Below are 15090 nucleotides of genomic sequence, written 5' to 3' on the forward strand. Positions count from 1 at the left end.
GCCCGCAACACCCCGAGGCGCGCTCCCCCACGTCCTCCGGCCCCACCGCGGGCCGGGGGACGTCGGCGTTCCGGGCGTTCCACGTTCCGGAGGGGGGCAGGTGACGGGACGGCCGGGGCCTCGGCCACTATGGGGCCGTGCCCCGTTTCCCGCGTTACCTGCTCATCTGGCTGTCGTGCACGGCCGCCAGCGTGACGGCCGTGCTCGCCACGGTCCAGTTCGTGGTCGGCACGACCCGGCACACTCCGCCCGTGGCCCGCTCCGCGCCCGGCGTCATCGAGACGCCCCCGGCCGTCCAGGCCGGCCTGGACGGCGCGCCCGCGTCGGTGTCGCCGAGCGCCCCGGTCGGCGGCACGCCCACGTTGACGCGGCGGCCCTCCCCCTCGTCCGCCGCCCCCACTCCGGGCCGGCCCACGCCCAGGCCCGCCCGTTCCGCGACCCCCGGCACCCCCGTGGACTGCACGGGCGGGGCCGGCCTGCACACCGTGCCGTCGCAGGGCGGCAAGGTCACGGTGCGGTACGGCTCGAAGGGCGTCTGCCTGATCTCGGCGGTGCCCGCCCGCGGCTTCAAGGCGGCCACCTCGCAGCAGGACGACGACACCCTCACGGTGACGTTCACCGGTTCCGACCACGAGTCGGTGGTCACCGCGACGGTCGACCCCCGGGCGCGGGCGAGCGTCCGCGAGTCCTCCTTCTGACCCCGGGCACCGGCGCCGTCCCCTTTGCCCGGTTCACCTGCGTACGCACCACCCGGTCCGGGCCCGGGCGCGCGCTCCGGCGAAGCGGAATCTGAGCTGTTCCTTAGGGCAAGCTGAAGATCGCTCCGAGGCGGTTGCAGGGGCGTCCGGCGGTCCTATGCTCGCCGTCAGCCGAGCGGCCTCCGTTCGCCGGGTACGACACCCCGGCGCACCGTCGCACCGCCGGCGCCACGTGCCGGAGGGCCGTCCCGCTCTCCCCGCGTCCCACCGTCCCACCGTCCCCTGGGGTGCTTCGCCATGAGTTCTCGCCGTTCCCGCACGCTCCGAGCCGTCCGCGCCGCTTCCGGCGCCCGTACCCGGCGGCTGCCGCTGGTCGCCGCCGCCGTGGTCGCGGCGGCCCTGACCGCGGCGTGCGGTCCGGCCTCGGAGTCCGCCGGTTCCGCGGCACCGCCCGCGGCCGTGGAGACCTCGGACGACTCGGGCTCGGCGGCCGGCGCCGCGGCCGGGTCCACGCCGGGGTCCACCGAGGCCTCCCCGAGTGCCCCGGCTTCCGCGCCGGCGTCCGCCTCGGCGTCCGCGGCCCCGTCCGTACGTCCCTCCTCCCCCGCGCCGAAGCGCGCCCCGGCCAAGACCGCCGCCCCGGCGCCCAAGCCCGCCAAGCCGGCCCGTACGAGCGCGGCGCCCGAGCCGGCGCCGGTGCCCGGCTCCGGGTACCCCACGGCCGACGCGACGGCACGGATCGACGCGGCGCTGCGCGCGGCCAAGAGCGACGGGCGGATGGTGCTGCTGGACTTCGGCGCGAACTGGTGCGGCAACTGCAAGGCCGCGGACCGGGTGTTCGCCCAGTCGAAGACCTCGTCGATCCTCGGGTCCTCGTACCACATGGTGAAGATCGACATCGGCGGCGACAGCTCCGCCAACTCCCGTCTGCTGCGCACGTACAGCCCCTCGGGCGGCACGTACAAGATGCCCGTCCTGGTCGTCGTGTCGCCCTCCGGCACGGTGCGCACCGACACGCACGTCACGGGCAACCCGCCGCTGACGGCCGACGGCCTGAACTCCTTCCTCCGCCAGTGGGCGTCGTGAGACGGTCGCTCCGCTCCTCCGTGGCCGTCCCCGTCGTGGCGGGGCTCGGGGTGACGGCCGGCCTGGTGCTGGCCGGCGGGGTCACGGACTCCGGAGGCACGGACGCCGGCGCGGGGCCGCGCGCGGGGGTGAGGACCGCCGCCACCGCGGCGGTCCTGGACCCGGCCGACCGGCAGCGGGCGCCGGACGTGGCGGGCGACGACCTCGACGGGAGGCCGGCCTCCCTCGCCTCGCTGGAGGGCGAGGTGGTGGTCGTCAACGTCTGGGGCTCGTGGTGCGCGCCCTGCCGGGCGGAGGCCGACGGCCTGGCCCGGCTGAGCGGCCGGGTGCGGGGTGACGGGGTCCGGTTCCTGGGCATCAACACCCGGGACCGGGACCGGTCGGCCGCGCGGGAGTTCGTACGCGCGCACGGCCTGGGTTTCCCCAGCATCCACGACCCCGCCGGGGACCTGCTGCTCCGCTTCCCGCCGTCGCTGCTCAACCCGGGTGCGATCCCGTCGACGCTGGTGGTGGACCGGCGGGGCCGGATCGCCGCCGCCATCGGGGGGCCGGTGACCGAGGCCCAACTGGAGCCCCTGGTACGGCGCGTGGCGGAGGAGGCGTCGTGACGGCCCTCCCCCTCGGGTACGCGCCGGCGGGGGTCGCCGGCTCCTCCGCCGCCCTGGCGGTCGCGGACGCCCCGGAGCTGCTGAACGGGACGCTCGCCGTCGCGGCCCCGGTGGCGTTCGCGGCGGGTCTGGTCTCCTTCCTCTCCCCGTGCGTGCTGCCGCTCGTGCCGGGCTACCTGAGCTACGTGACGAGCCTGTCGGTGGCCGACCTCGCCGACGCGCGGGGCGGCAGCCGGGGCCGCATGGCGGGCGGTGCGCTGCTGTTCGTCCTGGGCTTCACGGCCGTACTGGTCTCCGGCGGCGCCCTGTTCGGCCACGCGGGCCGGGCGCTGCTGGCCCACCAGGAGACGGTGAACCAGGTGCTCGGGGTGTTCACCGTGCTCATGGGGCTGTCGTTCATGGGGCTGCTGCCCGGTTTCACGCAGCGGGAGTTCCGCAGTCACCGGCGGCCCGCGCTGGGGCTGGCCGGGGCGCCGCTGCTGGGTGCGGTGTTCGCGGTCGGCTGGACGCCGTGCATCGGGCCGACGCTGGCCGCCGTGCAGGCCCTGGCGTGGACCGAGGCGAGCGCGGGGCGTGGTGCGCTGCTGATGGCCGCGTACTGCCTGGGGCTCGGGCTGCCGTTCGTGCTGGCGGCGCTGGCCTTCCGCCGGGCGCTGGGGGCCTTCGGGCTGGTCAAGCGGCATTACGCGTGGGTGCTGCGGGCCGGCGGCGGGATGCTCGTGCTGGTCGGCGTGCTGCTGGCCACGGGCGCGTGGGGCGGGCTGGTGTACCGGCTCCAGGTGTGGAGCGCGAACTTCACCGCCGTGCTGTAGGGCACGCCTTCGATCCTTTTCCATCTCTTTCGCCCTCTTTTGATCCTTCTCGAACCTTCTCGAACCTTGAGGCAGGCAGAACAGACATGAACATTCCGATGCGGGCGCGGCGTTCCCGGACGGCCCGGGTGGCGGCCGGGCTGGTGTGCCTGGCCGCGCTGGCCGCGCTGGCGGGCTGCGGGGCCGAAGGGACCGGCGAGACCGGCGGCTCCGGAGGGTCCGCCGGCGGTGAGGCCGCCCCGGCCCCCACCACGCGCTTCAGCGAGAACGGCGTCACCGTCACCCTGACCGTGACCGACTGGCGGGACTCCGCGGGCACGCTCAAGGCCGTGTTCACGCCCGAGGAGCCGGGCTTCCACCTCTACAGCACCGCCCTGCCGGCCTCCGGCGTCGACGGGGTGGGCAGGCCGACCTCGGTGACGGTGTCCGGGGCGCTCCGGGCGCGGGGCGCGCTGACCGCGGGGGCGCCGGTGCGTTCCGTCCGGCTGCCCGGGGTCGACGCCCCGGTGCCGGTGTACCCGGACGGGCCGGTCACCACGACGCTGCCGGTGCGCGCCGGCGCGGAGGGCGAGGCGACGGTGCTGGTCGGGTACGCAAGCTGCAGCACGACGGAGGGGTGCACCATCCCGGTCGCCGACCGCCCCGTACGCCTGCACGTCACCGCGGACGGCCCGGCCTTCCACGCCCCGTAGACCCCGTGGACCCTGTAGCCCCGTGTCCCCCGTAGACCCGTGTCCCCCGTGGACCGGGGCTCGGCCCGGCCTCCCCGCGTCCGCGACCCCGTCCCCGCACGGCCTCCCGTGCACCCGGGGCCGGGGTCCCGGCGCACCGGGCCGGGCCCCCACGAGCCCTCACGAGCCCCCCACGAGCCCCTCATGGGGGCGCCGTCGGCACCTTGCGGGCACCCCCTAGGGTGTCCCCCATGCCCAGCGTCCTCGTCGTGGAAGACGACCCCAGCATCCGCCAGTCGCTCATCGAGGTCCTGGCGGAGCACGGGTACGCCGTGCGCAGCACGGGCGACGGGTTCGGTGCCCTCCGCGAGGTCACCCGGACACCGGTCGACGCGGTGGTCCTCGACCTGGGACTGCCCGATCTGGACGGAGGAGACGCACTGCGCATGATCCGGGGCATTTCCTCCGTGCCGGTGCTGGTGGCCACCGCGCGCGACGACGAGGCCGAGATCATCTCGCTGCTCAACGCGGGGGCGGACGACTACCTGGTGAAACCGTTCTCCGGGGGGCAGCTCGTCGCCCGGCTCTCCGCCGTGCTGCGGCGCAGCGGCCACGTCCCTCCCGGTTCCCCGCTGGCGCCCGTGCACCCCGTGTCCCCCGTGCGTCCGGCGCACCCGCTGCCCTCGATGCCGCCGGGCTCCCCGGTGCCGTCCGCGCCCCCGGTCCCCCCGGCCGCGGGCGGCGGGCCGCGTGCCGTCACCGTCGGCGAGCTGTCGGTGGACCCGGGGGCGCGGACCGCGCACCTGGCCGGGGTGGAGCTGCGGCTGACCCGGCGCGAGTTCGACCTGCTGGCGTACCTGGCGCTGCACACGGGCCAGGTCGTCTCCAAGCGGCGGTTGCTGACCGAGGTGTGGCGGGAGCCGTACGTGGACGACCAGACCGTCGACGTTCACCTGTCGTCGCTGCGCCGCAAGCTGGGCGAGCGGGCCGCGGCGCCGCGCTACCTGCTGACCGTCCGCGGGGTCGGCATCAAGCTGGTGGCGCCGCGGTGAGACGTTCCCTGGCCGGTGTGGCGCTCGCCGCCACCTCGATGGTCGCCCTGTCCTTCCTGATACCGCTGGCCGCGCTGGTGATGTCGCTGGTGCGGGAGCAAGGGGTGACCGTGGCCGAGCAGCAGGCCGCCGCGCTGGCTCCGGTCCTCACCCTGACGACGGATCCGGCCGCGCTGCGGGAGTCCGCCGCGAGCCTGGACGGGGCCGAGCACCTGGTCGTGCACCTGCCGGACGCCGGTGCGCTGGGCCGGTCGCGGGCCCCCGCCGACCTGCTCGAACGGGCCCGGGAGGGCCGGGAGTCGATCTCCCAGGAGATCCCGGACGGCTGGATCCGGCTCCAGCCGGTGGTGCTGCCGGGCGACCGGGTGGCCGTCATCGAGAACTTCGTCCCCGAGGGGGAACTGACCCGCGGGGTACGGGAGTCGTGGGCGGTGATGACGTTCCTCGCGGTGGGGCTGATCGGCGGTTCCGTGCTGGTGGCCGACCGGCTCGCCGGCAAGGTCGTACGGTCCTCCAAGCGGCTGGCGCAGGCGTCGCGCGCGCTGGGCCAGGGGGACCTGGAGGCGCGGGTGGAGCCGATGGGCCCGCGGGAACTGCGGGACGCGGGCGTCGCCTTCAACGCGATGGCCCAGCGGATGACCGAACTGCTCGCCGTCGAGCGGGAGCTGGTGGCGGACCTGTCCCACCGGCTGCGGACCCCGCTGACCGCGCTCCACCTGGCGTCGGAGCGGATGGCGGGCACCCCGGAGTCGGCCCGGGTGGAGGCGGCGGTCTGCGCGCTGGAGCGGGAGCTTCAGGCGATCATCGCGGCCGCGCGCACGCCGCTGGCGGTGGGCCCCATGGGCCAGGGCATGCTCGGGACCCCGCCGGCCGGGGGCGCGGACGGTGCCGGGGCGGGCCGGCCGAGTGGCGCGGGGGGCGACGGGCCGCGCAGCGAGGCGGCCGAGGTGGTGCGGCGGCGCACCGCCTTCTGGTCGGTGCTGGCCGAGCAGCAGGGCCGGGACTGCGCGCTGGACCTGACCGGGGAGCCCACGGCCGTGGGGCTGTCCGAGGACGACATCGCGGCGGTCGTGGATGCCCTGATCGGCAATGTGTTCCGGCACACCGCGCCCGGCACCCCCTTCGGGGTCCGGGTCGTGCGGACGGCGCAGGCGGTGGAGCTGGTCGTGGAGGACGGCGGGCCGGGCATTCCGGACCCGGAGCGCGCCCTGTCCCGGGGGAGCAGCACCGGTTCGACCGGGCTGGGGCTGGACATCGCGGCCCGGGCCGGGGGCGCCACGGGCGGGGCGATGCGGATCGGCCGCAGCGAGCTGGGCGGGGCGCGGATCTCGGTGACGTTCGCGCTGGCCACGGCGGCGGCCGGGGCGGGCCGCCGCCCCCGCATCTCGCGCCGCCGCACGGCCCGGGTGCGCAAGCACTGACGGGCGGTCCCTGCGGCCGGTACGCGGGCTGTCCCTGCCGCCGGTACGCGCACGGGCGGCCGGAGCCACCGACCCCGGAGCCACCGACCGGCCCGGGACCGGCACCGACCCGCCGGGGACCGACCGGGCCCCCGGCGCGCCGCTACGCCTCCTCGCCGCCCTCCGGGCGCACCGCTTCCGGGAAGGCCGTCGCGAAGGCGGTGCGGGGGGGCCGGGGAGCGGTCCAGTACGGCGAAGACCACGCGGTCGAAGGTGTCCCCGAAGCGGGCGCCGGGGGCGAGGTGGGTACGGAAGGCCGCCGCGACCCGTGCCGGTTCGTTGCGGAACACCCCGCAGCCCCAGGCGCCGAGCACCAGCTGCGGGTAGCCGTGGCGGGCGGCGACCTCCAGCACGCGTTCGGCGCGGCGGGTGAGGGCCGCCGGGATCTCCCCGGCCCGCTCCGGCTCCTGCTCCCGGATGACGCCGGCGTTGGGCGCGGCGGCGGTGAGGAAGCCGGCCTCGAAGGGGTCCTCGAAGAGGGTGCCGCGGTCGTCCCGGAAGACCGGCACCCCGGGTGAGTGGATCACGCGGTCGCTGTAGAAGGCGCTGCGTTCCGCGCGGTGCACGGCGTAGTAGTCGGGGGCCCGCAGCAGCGTCTGGTAGAGGGCGGAGGCCCGGCAGAGGGCTTCCTCCTGCGCCTTCGCGCCCCGTACGTAGCCGCCTCCGGGGTTCCGTGCGGACGCGAAGTTCAGCACCGCCACCCGTCCGGCCGATGCCAGCCGGCGGGCCGCGTCGGTGCTGGACTCGCCCGTGACCTCGAAGGCCGTGGGGCCGGGCACCGAGCGTGGCGCTCCTTCACCAAGAGCGACAGGTTCGGGGCCATATATCCTGGTTTGCGCCATGGCTCCCGCCACGGCGGCAGCGAGGGACACCTCACGCCCCGACGGCGCCCGGTACCCGCCGGACGCCACGATGTCCGCGTTCTCCTGTGCGATTGCCCGAAGCCGACCGCTCACCGATTTCCCTCCACGCGCTCGTCGTTCCGGCGCCATCGTCCGAGACCAGATCCGGAGGCCGCAAACCCTTTAACACCCGGCGGTTGCCGCCCGCTTGGCGCAAACGGATCTTGTGAGGGTTCGTTCGCACCGGCTTGGGTAGCCGTGGCCCGTCGGCACACGGCCTGCGACAGGAGGATCCGGCCATGCCACAGGAGTCCCGTCCGCGCGGCGCACCCGCGCTGCGCGAGTCCGAGACCGAGGAGCTGGTCCGCGGCATCTGTTTCAAGACGGGTCCGCCCCGGTACCTCGGCGCCGAGCTCGAGTGGCTGGTGTACGACGCGGAGGCGCCCGACGAGCCCGTGCCGCCCGGCCGGCTGGAGGCCGCCCACGCCGCGGCCCGCGCCCTCCCCCTAAGCTCGCGGCTCACCGTCGAGCCCGGCGGACAGCTGGAGCTCAGCTCGCGGCCCGCCCGGTCGCTGACCGAGTGCCTCGACGGACTCCAGGCCGACCTGACCGCCGTACGGGCGGCCCTGCGCCACCAGGGCCTCTACCTCTGCGGCCTGGGCCAGGACCCCCGGCAGGAGCCCCGCCGACTGCTCCGCGAGCCGCGGTACGACGCGATGGAGCGCTTCTTCGACCGCACGGGTCCCGCCGGCCGGGCCATGATGTGCTGCTCGGCCTCCGTGCAGGTGTGCGTGGACGCCGGGTACGAGGAGCCGGGCCCGCTCGGTCACGGGCGGCGCTGGCTGCTCGCCCACCTGCTGGGCGCGGTCCTCGTCGCCGCCTTCGCCAACTCCCCCGGATCCAGGGGGCCTTACGCGGGCTGGCGGTCGGCCCGGCAGGGCGTGTGGAGCGACCTGGACGGCCGCCGCACCCTCGCACCGCCCCTGGACGCCGAGCCCCGGGCGGCCTGGGCCCGGCACGCGCTGGACACCGACGTGATGTGCGTACGGCAGGACGGCGAGGGCCCCTGGGAGGTGCCGGAGGGCCTCACCTTCCGCGAGTGGACCCGGGGCGCGGGCCCGCGGCCGCCCACCCGCCAGGACCTCGACTACCACCTGACCACGCTGTTCCCGCCGGTGCGGCCCCGCGGCCACCTGGAGCTGCGGATGATCGACGCGCAGCCGGGGGACGACGGCTGGCAGGTGCCGGTCGCGGTGACGGCGGCGCTCTTCGACGACCCGGAGGCGGCGGAGACCGCGTACCGCGCGGTCAAGGTGCTGGCCGACTCCGCCGGGGCGCCGGCCGCGCCGCGCAACCCGCTGTGGCGGGCCGCGGCCGTGCACGGGCTCGCCGACCCGGAGCTGCGGGCGGCCGCGGAGGTCTGCTTCCTGGCGGCCCTGGACGCCCTGCCCCGCATCGGGGCGCGCCCCGAAGTCCTCTCCGCCGTCGCCGGGTTCCACGAGCGCCACGTCGCCACGGGCCGCTGTCCCGCCGACGACCGGGCCGCCCCGCCCGACCGGGCCGCCGCGCCCGACCGGGCCGCCGCGCCGGCCGCCGCCCCCGCCCACCCGTACGGGAAGGAACCGCGAACGTGAACGAGGCCCCTCAGGACCCGCGGGAGCGTGCCCTGACCGCTCTGACCGCGGCGCGCGCCCGCACCACCGCGCTGACGGACTGCGTCGACGACCCCGATCTCACCGCCCAGCACTCGCCGTTGATGTCGCCGCTGGTCTGGGACCTGGCGCACATCGGCAACATGGAGGAGCTGTGGCTGCTCCGGCACGTCGCCGGGCGGGAGCCGATGCACCCGGAGATCGACCCGATGTACGACGCGTTCGAGCACCCCCGCGCGGAGCGGCCGCGGCTGCCGCTGCTGCCGCCGGACCAGGCGCGCCGGTACACCGCCGAGGTGCGGGGCCGGGTGCTGGACGTACTGGAGCACGCGCCGCTGGAAGGCAGCGAGCTGGTCGAGGCCGGCTACGTCTTCGGCATGATCGCGCAGCACGAACAGCAGCACGACGAAACGATGCTGATCACCCATCAGCTGCGGAAGGGGGCTCCGGTGCTGACCGCGCCGGAGCCGGAGCCGCCCGCCGGTCCGCCGCCCGCGGCGCCCGAAGTGCTGGTGCCGGGCGGGCCGTTCACGATGGGCACCTCGGCGGAGCCCTGGTCGCTGGACAACGAGCGGCCGGCGCACGAGCGGGAGGTGGCGCCGTTCTGGATCGACACGGTCCCGGTCACCTGCGGGGACTACCTGGAGTTCATCACCGCGGGCGGCTACCGCGAGCGCCGCTGGTGGGCCCCGGAGGGCTGGGAGCAGATACGCACGCACGGGATCGGCGCGCCGCTGTTCTGGCGGCTGGAGGGCGGGGAGTGGGTGCGGCGCAGGTTCGGCGTCGTGGAGCCCGTACCCGCGGCCGAGCCGGTGCTGCACGTGAGCTGGTACGAGGCGGACGCGTACGCGCGGTGGGCGGGGCGGCGGCTGCCGACGGAGGCGGAGTGGGAGAAGGCCGCCCGGTACGACCCGGTCTCGGGCCGGTCGCGGCGCTACCCGTGGGGTGACGAGGAACCGACGCCGGAGCACGCCAACCTGGGGCAGCGGCACCTGCGGCCGGCCGGGGCCGGCAGCTACCCGAAGGGGGCCTCGCCGCTGGGGGTGCGGCAGCTGATCGGCGACGTGTGGGAGTGGACGTCCAGCGACTTCACCGGCTATCCGGGCTTCCGGGCGTTCCCGTACCGGGAGTACTCGGAGGTGTTCTTCGGGCCGGCGCACAAGGTGCTGCGCGGCGGGTCGTTCGCGGTGGACCCGGTGGCGTGCCGGGGGACGTTCCGCAACTGGGACCTGCCGGTGCGCCGGCAGATCTTCTCGGGCTTCCGCACCGCGCGGGATGCCTGATGTGCCGTCATCTGGCGTACCTGGGACCGGTGGTCAGCCTCGGGCGGGTGCTGGCGGAGCCGGAGCACGGCCTGTTCCGGCAGTCGTGGGCGCCGCGCCGCCAGCGGTACGGCACGGTCAACGCGGACGGCTTCGGGGTGGGCTGGTACGCGGAGCACGACCCGGTGCCGGCCCGCTACCGCAGGTACGGGCCGATCTGGGGCGACCAGTCGTTCCTCGACCTGGCGCGGGTGGTGCGCAGCGGGGCCGTGCTGGCCGCGGTGCGGGACGCGACGGTCGGCGGGGCGGACGGCGAGGCGGCGGCCGCGCCGTTCGCCGACGGGCGCTGGCTGTTCAGCCACAACGGGGCGCTGCGGGACTGGCCGGACGCGCTGTCCCCGCTGGCCGCTGCCCTGCCCCCGGCGGCGCTGCTGTCGATGGAGTGCCGGACGGATTCGGCGTTCGTGTGGGCGGTGGTGGCGCACCGGTTGCAGCGCGGTGACGATCCGGGGCAGGCGCTCGGGGAGCCGGTGCGGGAGCTGGCCGCCGCGTCGCCGGGATCCCGGCTGAACCTGCTGCTGACCGACGGCGAGCGGATCCTCGCCACCGCTTGGGGCGATTCGCTCTGGTACCTGGCGGATCCGGCTGCCGCGCGGGTGGTGGTGGCCTCGGAGCCGTACGACGACGACCCGGGCTGGTACGAGGTGCCGGACCGGACCCTGCTGACCGCCACGCGGACCCATGTCTCGCTGACCCCCCTCAAGGAGCCGACCCCGTGAGCCGTTTCCTGATGACCCGGACCCTGGACGAGTCCTCCGCGGAGGCCGCGCTCGGCGCGGACGTGCTGCGGGGGCTGACGTCGGTGCCGAAGACGCTGCCGCCGAAGTGGTTCTACGACACCCGGGGCAGTGAACTCTTCGAGGAGATAACCCGGTTGCCCGAGTACTATCCGACGCGCGCCGAGCGGGAGATCCTGCTGGAGCGGGCGTCGGAGATCGCGGCGGCGAGCGGGGCGCGGACGCTGGTGGAGCTGGGGTCCGGGTCGTCGGAGAAGACCCGGCACCTGATCGAGGCGATGCCGGCGCTGGACCTGTACGTGCCGGTGGACGTGAGTGCCAGCGCTCTGGAGGGGGCGGCGGAGACGCTGCTGGCCGAGCACCCGGGGCTGCGGGTGCACGCGCTGCTGGCGGACTTCACCCGGCCGCTGGAGCTGCCGGAGTCGCCGGGGCCGCGGCTGGTGCTGTTCCTGGGCGGCACGATCGGCAACCTGCTGCCCGGGGAGCGGGCGGGGTTCCTGAAGGCGGTGCGGGCGATGCTGTCGCCGGGTGACGCGCTGCTGCTGGGGACGGACCTGGTGAAGGACGAGGCGACGCTGGTGGCCGCGTACGACGACGCGGCGGGGGTGACGGCCGAGTTCAACCGGAACGTGCTGGCGGTGATCGACCGCGAGCTGGACGCGGACTTCCACGCGGCGGACTTCGACCACGTGGCGGTGTGGGACCGGGAGCGGGAGTGGATCGAGATGCGGCTGCGGGCGCGTCACGAGCTGAGTGTGAAGATCCGGGCGCTGGATCTGGTCGTGCCGTTCGCGGCGGGTGAGGAGATCCGTACGGAGGTGTCGGCGAAGTTCCGTCAGGAGGGCGTACGGGCGGAACTCGCCTCCGCCGGGCTGGAACTGACGGAGTGGTGGACGGACGCGGCGGGCCGGTTCGCGCTGTCGCTGGCGACGGCGGCCTGAGCGGCGCGGGCGAGGGAGCGCCGGTCGGGGTGGCGTCCGGCCGGGATCCGGGGCAGCAGGCGGATCTCGGCCGTGACGCCGCGGGCGCGGACGACCCGCCAGAGCGAGGTGCCGAGCGGGTCGTCGCCGACGAAGGCGGGGGCGGTGGCGGTGCTGCCGTCGGGCAGCCGGTAGTCGATGCGGACGGGCTGCACGGGGACCCGGGCGTCCAGGGCGGCCTGGAAGGCCGCGGGCCGGAAGCGGCCGCCGGCCCGGCCGCACCAGGTGCTGCCCTCGGGGAAGACGGTGACGCGGGTCCCGTCGAGCAGTGCGGTGGTGATCCGGCCGACGGTGGCGGGCAGGGCGCGGAGCCGGTCGCGGTCGATGAAGAGGGTGCCGGCGCGGGCCGCGAGGGCGCCGAGGACGGGGTAGCGGCGGACCTCGCTCTTGGCGAGCATCCGGCCGGGGAGGGCGGTGGCGACGAGGGGGACGTCGAGCCAGGAGATGTGGTTGGGGACGACGAGGCGTCCGCCCGGGGGGCCCGGGTGGCCGTGGACGCGTACCCGGATGCCGAAGGCGCGGACCACGGCGGTGGCCCAGCGGCGGACGGCCGCCTCGCGGCGGGGGCGGGCGAGGGGCCGTATCAGCAGGGCGCCGGGTATGCCGAGGAGGACCACGGCGATCCCGGCGGCCAGCCGGAGGGCGGCGCGCGGCACGGGGACGGGCCGGTGGAACGGCTGGTCCGCGCATCCCACCGGGGTGCAGGGGGCGGTGGGCAGCCAGGCGCTCATGCGGAGGGCGCCAGGGAGAGGAAGTGCCGCAGGTAGCGGGGGTTGGTGCGGCGCAGGGAGAGCAGTACGTACAGGTCGGCCACGCCGAACGCGGCGTCGTGGGCGGGCTCGCCGCAGACCCAGGCGCCGAGGCGGAGGTAGCCGCGGAGCAGCGGGGGGAGTTCGGCGCGGCCGGGGCGGAGGATGCCGTCGGAGTTCCAGGGGTGGTGGGGGGTGACGCGGTACTCCTCGGGGGCGAGGTGGCGTGACATTGCAGTGTCACGTGTGACGGCCGCGAGTGCGCCGCCGTCGGCCAGCGGCACGGAGCAGCAGCCGGCCAGCCAGTTGTGGCCGCTCTGCTCCATGTAGCGGGCGAGTCCGGCCCAGATGAGGGCGATGACGGCGCCGTTGCGGTGGTCGGGGTGGACGCAGGAGCGGCCGACCTCGACCAGGTCGGGGCGGATGGGCGCGAGGGCGGAGAGGTCGAACTCGCCCTCCGAGTAGAGGCGGCCGGCGACGGCGGCCCGTTCGGGCGGCAGGAGCCGGTAGGTGCCGACGACGGTGCCGGTGGTCTCCTCCAGGACGAGGAGGTGGTCGCAGTAGGCGTCGAAGGCGTCGGAGTCGATGCCGGGTTCGGGGCCGTCGAGCCGGGCGCCCATCTCGCCGGCGAAGACGTCGTGGCGCAGCCGCTGGGCGGCCCGCACCTCGTTCTCGTCGCGGGCGAGGCGGACGGTGTAGCGGGCCTCGCCGGCCCCGGCGCCGGCGGGGGCGCCCTGGGCGGGGATCGGGGAGGGGACGGGGGCGGCGGCCGGGGCGTGGACGGGGGACAGCGGGGCGATGGTCATGGCGGCTCCTGGTCCGGGCACGGGGGCCTGGCCGGGGTGGGTCGGCCTGGCTCCTTACTTCTTCCGTGACCGGCTGGATTCGACATGACGGTGCAGGGGACCGTGGATGTGCGGATGCTGAATGGGTGGTTCGCCCCGGGGGCGGGGCGGGGCGGGGCCGGGTCAGCGGTCGGCGCTGAGCACCCGGGTGATGGTGGCGTCGGCCGCGGCGGCGGCCCTGCGCGGGTCCTCGCCGGTGAGGACGGCGGTCATGTAGGGCTTGATGGGGTTCTTGGCCTCCACGTCCGCCCAGCGGGGCGAGGTGGGCGTGGCGCGGCCCTGGGCGGCCCCCTTGGCCATCGCGGAGGTGCCCTCGTTGTCGTCGATGACGTGGGCGAGGGTGGTCTTGTTCGGCACGTAGCTCATGGTGCGGGCCAGGTCGGTCTGCCACTTCTCGCCGATGAGGGCGGAGACGACCTCGATGGCGGCGCGGCGCCGCTCGGTGGACTTCGGGATGATCAGGTCGGAGCCGCCGGTGAAGACCGCGCCGGGCTTCGCGGCGGTCTTGCCGGGTATCGGGAAGTAGCCGAGCTTGCCGCGCAGCGCGGGGTTGAGCTCCTCGATGAGGGCGGCGCTGCCGGGCGGGGCGATGATCTGGGCGACCTTGCCGCGGGCGAACACCTCCGCCTGGGGCGGGGTTTCCTCGTCGGCGTCCTTGGGGCCGTCGCCGAGGGCCTGGAGCTCCTTGTAGAAGGCCATGCCGCGCTGGGCCTCGGGGGTGCCGAGGGCGCCGTTCCACTGGCCGTCGCCCTCGACGGCGAGCTCGCCGCCCTCGTCCCAGATGAAGCCGGCGAGCACGTACCAGTTCTGGCCGGCGAGGTAGATGCCCTGCCGGTCGCCCTGGTCCAGGCGTTCGGTGGCGCGGATCCAGTCGCGGCGGGTGGCGGGCTCCTTGGTGACGCCCGCGGCGGCGAAGAGGTCCTTGTTGTAGAGGACGACGCGGTTGGCGGCGTACCACGGGACGCCGAACTGCGCCCCGTCGATGCTGCCGGGGTCGGCGAGGCCCTTGAGCCAGTCCTTGCTGCCCCAGTCGCGCAGGCCCTCCAGGGTGAGTTCGGTGAGGCCGTCGGTCTGGGCGTACTGGGCGACCTGGGTGTTGCCGACCTCGATGACGTCCGCGGTGTCCTCGCCGCGCAGGACCTTGTGGACCTTCTCGCCGATGCCGGTCCACTCCTGGATCTCGATCTCCAGGTCGATGTCCTCGTGCTCGGCCTCGAAGGCGGTGGTGAAGCGCTTCAGGAAGTCCTCGGAGGCGCTGCCCTTCATCAGCCAGACGGTGACCTGCTGCCGGCCGGCTCCCTCGCCGGGGAGGACGCCGCAGGCCGTCAGGGCCGTGGCGGCCAGGACGGCGGTGCACGCGGCGAGGGGGAAGCGCATCTTCACGAATGCCACCTTCGGGTCGATCGGAGATGGCTCGAAATTGGCATGGACCAATTGAACGGGTCAAGGGTCTCCGACCAGGTTTTCTTCACCAAAGCCTCACGCATCGCCATTCGACTCACGGACAGAGCGCCCCAATTGGGATGATTCACCGCGATGAAGAGGGAGCCGGCAGGCAGGAGGTAAGGTCCGGACC

Annotated in this window: 14 protein-coding genes and 1 pseudogene; 11 read left to right on the top strand and 4 right to left on the bottom strand. The window is 75.5% G+C overall.

The window, feature by feature from the left end; genetic code table 11:
• The first annotated feature begins 137 nt into the window (after positions 1-137).
• The 7 genes from ACIQUR_RS00880 to ACIQUR_RS00910 all read left to right on the top strand — a co-directional run bounded on the left by ACIQUR_RS00880 (position 138) and on the right by ACIQUR_RS00910 (position 6348).
• On the top strand, positions 138-698 hold the full coding sequence (locus ACIQUR_RS00880; protein ID WP_403656424.1) for a hypothetical protein: 561 nt from the start codon (positions 138-140) through the stop codon (positions 696-698).
• Between the two features lie 297 nt (positions 699-995).
• Complete coding sequence (locus ACIQUR_RS00885; RefSeq protein WP_403656427.1) at positions 996-1784, top strand: thioredoxin family protein; 789 nt, start codon at positions 996-998, stop codon at positions 1782-1784.
• Positions 1781-2392 carry a TlpA family protein disulfide reductase gene (locus ACIQUR_RS00890; RefSeq protein ID WP_403656430.1) on the top strand — a complete coding sequence of 204 codons (612 nt, stop codon included), beginning with the start codon at positions 1781-1783 and terminating at the stop codon, positions 2390-2392. The genes ACIQUR_RS00885 and ACIQUR_RS00890 overlap by 4 nt, the downstream gene beginning before the upstream one ends.
• A gap of 53 nt (positions 2393-2445) precedes the next feature.
• Complete coding sequence (locus ACIQUR_RS00895) at positions 2446-3204, top strand: cytochrome c biogenesis CcdA family protein (RefSeq protein ID WP_403657925.1); 759 nt, start codon at positions 2446-2448, stop codon at positions 3202-3204.
• Positions 3205-3290: 86 nt separating this feature from the next.
• Complete coding sequence (locus ACIQUR_RS00900; protein ID WP_403656433.1) at positions 3291-3896, top strand: hypothetical protein; 606 nt, start codon at positions 3291-3293, stop codon at positions 3894-3896.
• Between the two features lie 230 nt (positions 3897-4126).
• Entirely contained in the window at positions 4127-4927 is an 801-nt protein-coding gene (locus ACIQUR_RS00905) for a response regulator transcription factor (protein ID WP_403656436.1), read from the top strand.
• Positions 4924-6348, top strand: coding sequence for a HAMP domain-containing protein (locus ACIQUR_RS00910; protein WP_403656439.1), 1425 nt, complete (start codon positions 4924-4926; stop codon positions 6346-6348). Before ACIQUR_RS00905 ends, ACIQUR_RS00910 begins: the two co-directional genes overlap by 4 nt.
• 272 nt (positions 6349-6620) lie before the next feature.
• On the opposite strand, the pseudogene ACIQUR_RS00915 reads toward ACIQUR_RS00910, so the two are convergent.
• A pseudogene (locus tag ACIQUR_RS00915) lies at positions 6621-7379 on the bottom strand (TIGR02452 family protein); the annotation flags it as partial.
• 149 nt (positions 7380-7528) lie between these two features.
• Here ACIQUR_RS00915 and egtA point away from each other — a divergent pair.
• The 4 genes from egtA to egtD are packed head-to-tail and all read left to right on the top strand — an operon-like array spanning position 7529 to position 11881.
• Positions 7529-8863 carry an ergothioneine biosynthesis glutamate--cysteine ligase EgtA gene (gene egtA, locus ACIQUR_RS00920; protein ID WP_403656442.1) on the top strand — a complete coding sequence of 445 codons (1335 nt, stop codon included), beginning with the start codon at positions 7529-7531 and terminating at the stop codon, positions 8861-8863.
• Positions 8860-10164 carry an ergothioneine biosynthesis protein EgtB gene (gene egtB, locus ACIQUR_RS00925; RefSeq protein WP_403656445.1) on the top strand — a complete coding sequence of 435 codons (1305 nt, stop codon included), beginning with the start codon at positions 8860-8862 and terminating at the stop codon, positions 10162-10164. The genes egtA and egtB overlap by 4 nt, the downstream gene beginning before the upstream one ends.
• Positions 10164-10922, top strand: coding sequence for an ergothioneine biosynthesis protein EgtC (egtC, locus tag ACIQUR_RS00930; protein ID WP_403656448.1), 759 nt, complete (start codon positions 10164-10166; stop codon positions 10920-10922). The genes egtB and egtC overlap by 1 nt, the downstream gene beginning before the upstream one ends.
• Positions 10919-11881: an L-histidine N(alpha)-methyltransferase gene (gene egtD, locus ACIQUR_RS00935; protein ID WP_403656451.1), complete on the top strand. Its 963-nt coding sequence runs from the start codon at positions 10919-10921 to the stop codon at positions 11879-11881. The genes egtC and egtD overlap by 4 nt, the downstream gene beginning before the upstream one ends.
• Here the strand turns inward: egtD and ACIQUR_RS00940 are convergent.
• The 3 genes from ACIQUR_RS00940 to ACIQUR_RS00950 form a co-directional block, all read right to left on the bottom strand.
• Positions 11776-12651 carry a lysophospholipid acyltransferase family protein gene (locus ACIQUR_RS00940; protein WP_403656454.1) on the bottom strand — a complete coding sequence of 292 codons (876 nt, stop codon included), beginning with the start codon at positions 12649-12651 and terminating at the stop codon, positions 11776-11778. The genes egtD and ACIQUR_RS00940 overlap by 106 nt on opposite strands.
• Positions 12648-13475 carry a GNAT family N-acetyltransferase gene (locus tag ACIQUR_RS00945; RefSeq protein ID WP_403656457.1) on the bottom strand — a complete coding sequence of 276 codons (828 nt, stop codon included), beginning with the start codon at positions 13473-13475 and terminating at the stop codon, positions 12648-12650. Before ACIQUR_RS00945 ends, ACIQUR_RS00940 begins: the two co-directional genes overlap by 4 nt.
• Positions 13476-13637: 162 nt before the next feature.
• Positions 13638-14891, bottom strand: coding sequence for an extracellular solute-binding protein (locus ACIQUR_RS00950; protein WP_403657928.1), 1254 nt, complete (start codon positions 14889-14891; stop codon positions 13638-13640).
• Positions 14892-15090: the final 199 nt, after the last annotated feature.

Origin of the sequence: Streptomyces sp. NPDC101132 (assembly GCF_044759225.1) — a bacterium.
Taxonomy (GTDB): domain Bacteria; phylum Actinomycetota; class Actinomycetes; order Streptomycetales; family Streptomycetaceae; genus Streptomyces.

Coding starts and splice junctions, on each gene's coding strand:
- ACIQUR_RS00905 (WP_403656436.1), top strand. CDS start 4,127: ATGCCCAGCGTCCTCGTCGTGGAAGACGACCCCAGCATCCGCCAGTCG.
- ACIQUR_RS00885 (WP_403656427.1), top strand. CDS start 996: ATGAGTTCTCGCCGTTCCCGCACGCTCCGAGCCGTCCGCGCCGCTTCC.
- ACIQUR_RS00900 (WP_403656433.1), top strand. CDS start 3,291: ATGAACATTCCGATGCGGGCGCGGCGTTCCCGGACGGCCCGGGTGGCG.
- egtA (WP_403656442.1), top strand. CDS start 7,529: ATGCCACAGGAGTCCCGTCCGCGCGGCGCACCCGCGCTGCGCGAGTCC.
- ACIQUR_RS00940 (WP_403656454.1), bottom strand. CDS start 12,651: ATGAGCGCCTGGCTGCCCACCGCCCCCTGCACCCCGGTGGGATGCGCG.
- ACIQUR_RS00945 (WP_403656457.1), bottom strand. CDS start 13,475: ATGACCATCGCCCCGCTGTCCCCCGTCCACGCCCCGGCCGCCGCCCCC.
- egtC (WP_403656448.1), top strand. CDS start 10,164: ATGTGCCGTCATCTGGCGTACCTGGGACCGGTGGTCAGCCTCGGGCGG.
- ACIQUR_RS00950 (WP_403657928.1), bottom strand. CDS start 14,891: ATGCGCTTCCCCCTCGCCGCGTGCACCGCCGTCCTGGCCGCCACGGCC.